The following is a 2,845-nucleotide window of genomic DNA, read 5'->3' as shown; positions in this document are numbered from 1 at the left end:
CTGATCATCGTCGAGAGATACTGTAGTCTAGGAACTTATTAGGTTTGGCGATGACCTACTCTCCCACGTCTTAAGACGCAGTACCATCGGCGCTACGGCACTTAACGGCTGGGTTCGGGATGGGACCAGGTGTTTTGCTCGCGCTATGATCACCAAACCGAATAAATTCCTAGTAGCGCTCTGCGCAGGAGAGCGGCGGCGGGAGGCGGGGTATCCGAAGGATGCCCGTTCCCGCTCCGTCTCTATTGGAGCGCAAAGCGTGTTTGTCCAAGTCATGAACGACTGATTGTATGTGTATGCTTTTGATCTGTTTAAGCAGTCTTGCTTCTACTGGATCAAATCAAGCCTATCGAGCAATTAGTACCAGTCAACTGAACGTATTACTACGCTTACATCTCTGGCCTATCGACGTGGTGGTCTACCACGGCTCTCAGGGATACCTTGTTTTGAGGGGGGCTTCCCGCTTAGATGCCTTCAGCGGTTATCCTGTCCGATCATAGCTACCCAGCACTGCTATTGGCATAACAACTGGTCCACCAGTGGATCGTTCACCCCGGTCCTCTCGTACTAGGGGCAACTCCTCTCAAGTATCCTACACCCACGGAAGATAGGGACCGAACTGTCTCACGACGTTCTAAACCCAGCTCACGTACCTCTTTAAACGGCGAACAGCCGTACCCTTGGGACCTGCTCCAGCCCCAGGATGAGATGAGCCGACATCGAGGTGCCAAACACTGCCGTCGATATGGACTCTTGGGCAGTATCAGCCTGTTATCCCCGGCGTACCTTTTATCCGTTGAGCGATGGCCCTCCCACTTGGGACCACCGGATCACTATGGCCGTCTTTCGACTCTGCTCGACTTGTCAGTCTCGCAGTCAGGCTGGCTTCTGCCATTGCACTCAACGAGCGATTTCCGACCGCTCTGAGCCAACCTTCGCGCGCCTCCGTTACGATTTAGGAGGCGACCGCCCCAGTCAAACTACCCGCCACACAGGGTCCCGGAACCGGATAACGGTCCGCGGTTAGACATCAAGCAGAACAAGGGTGGTATCTCAAGGGAGGCTCCACCGAGACTGGCGTCTCGGTTTCAAAGCCCACCACCTATCCTGCACATGTTCGGCCTAATGCCAGTGTGAAGCTGTAGTAAAGGTGCACGGGGTCTTTCCGTCTAACCGCGGGTAACCGGCATCTTGACCGGTAATTCAATTTCGCTGAGTCTATGTTGGAGACAGCGGGGAAGTCGTTACGCCATTCGTGCAGGTCGGAACTTACCCGACAAGGAATTTCGCTACCTTAGGACCGTTATAGTTACGGCCGCCGTTTACCTGGGCTTCAATTCAGAGCTCTCACTCCTCCTTTTAACCTTCAGGCACCGGGCAGGCGTCAGACCCTATACGTCGTCTTGCGACTTCGCAGAGCCCTGTGTTTTTAATAAACAGTCGCCACCCCCTGGTTTGTGCCCCCAGCCCCTAGTTGCCTAGGAACCGGGCCTCCTTCTCGCGAACTTACGGAGGTATTTTGCCGAGTTCCTTCAACATAGTTCTCTCAAGCGCCTTGGTATTCTCTACCTGTCCACCTGTGTCGGTTTAGGGTACGATCTGATGATGGAGCTATTTCCAGGGACCGCTCAGCAGCCCATCCAATCCGATAAGGATGAACTACCCCTGCGATCCGTCACTTCCATCTGGCCCAGGAATATTAACCTGGTTCCCATCGACTACGCCTTTCGGCCTCGCCTTAGGGGTCGGCTTACCCTGCTCAGATTAGCTTTAAGCAGGAACCCTTGGACTTTCGGCGAGAGTGTCTCTCACACTCTTTGTCGCTACTCATGTCATCATTCTCACTAGTGATCTCTCCACCGGATCGCTCACGCGCCGGCTTCACAGAAAGCTCCTTGTGTCCAATACGTCCCGAGGGACGATAAGGACACATGGAACTATGTCACACTACGCTCTGCTACCATGCAATAAATGCATCCTCGGCTTCGGCTCATGGCTTGAGCCCCGTTACATCTTCGCCGCAAGACAACTTATTTAGACCAGTGAGCTGTTACGCTATCTTTAAAGGATGGCTGCTTCTAAGCCAACCTCCTGGTTGTTTTGGTCGTCTCACCTGCTTTCCCACTTAGCCATGAATTAGGGGCCTTAGCCGGAGGTCAGGGTTGTTTCCCTCTCCACGACGGACGTTAGCATTCGCCGTGTGTCTGCCATCCAGTACTCCTCGGTATTCGGAGTTTGGTTAGGATCAGTAAGCCTGTGGGGCCCCATTACCCATCCAGTGCTCTACCCCCGAGGGTATTCGGATGACGCTCTACCTAAATAGATTTCGCAGAGAACCAGCTATCTCCGAGTTTGATTGGCCTTTCACCCCTAGGCACAGCTCATCCCGATCTTTTTCAACAGATGTGGGTTCGGTCCTCCAATAAGTGTTACCTTATCTTCAACCTGGCCATGCCTAGATCACTCGGTTTCGGGTCTGATCCCACGAACTCGACGCCCTATTAAGACTCGCTTTCGCTGCGCCTACACCTAACGGCTTAAGCTTGCTCGTGAGACCAAGTCGATGACCCATTATACAAAAGGTACGCTGTCACATCGCAAGGATGCTCCAACTGATTGTAGGCGTTCGGTTTCAGGTACTGTTTCACTCCCCTCGTCGGGGTGCTTTTCACCTTTCCCTCACGGTACTGGTTCACTATCGGTCAGTAAGGAGTACTTAGCCTTCGAAGGTGGTCCTCCGATCTTCAGACAGGATTTCACGTGTCCCGCCCTACTTAATACGTCCAATCATGCTTCTTATACGGGACTATCACCCACTTTGGTTGCGCATTCCAACGCATTCTAA

2 rRNA genes are annotated in these 2,845 nt (G+C 53.1%); both read right to left on the bottom strand.

Features of this window, described 5'->3' with window-relative positions:
- Positions 1-42 precede the first annotated feature (42 nt).
- Positions 43-157: ribosomal RNA gene (rrf, locus tag ACGYLD_RS17275) — 5S ribosomal RNA — on the bottom strand.
- Between the two features lie 179 nt (positions 158-336).
- Positions 337-2,845: ribosomal RNA gene (locus tag ACGYLD_RS17270) — 23S ribosomal RNA — on the bottom strand; the annotation flags it as partial.

It is taken from the genome of Sulfitobacter sp. 1A12056 (assembly GCF_043558125.1).
GTDB classification, from domain to species: Bacteria; Pseudomonadota; Alphaproteobacteria; order Rhodobacterales; family Rhodobacteraceae; genus Sulfitobacter; species Sulfitobacter faviae.
This window is presented reverse-complemented; position numbering and strand designations above follow the sequence as displayed.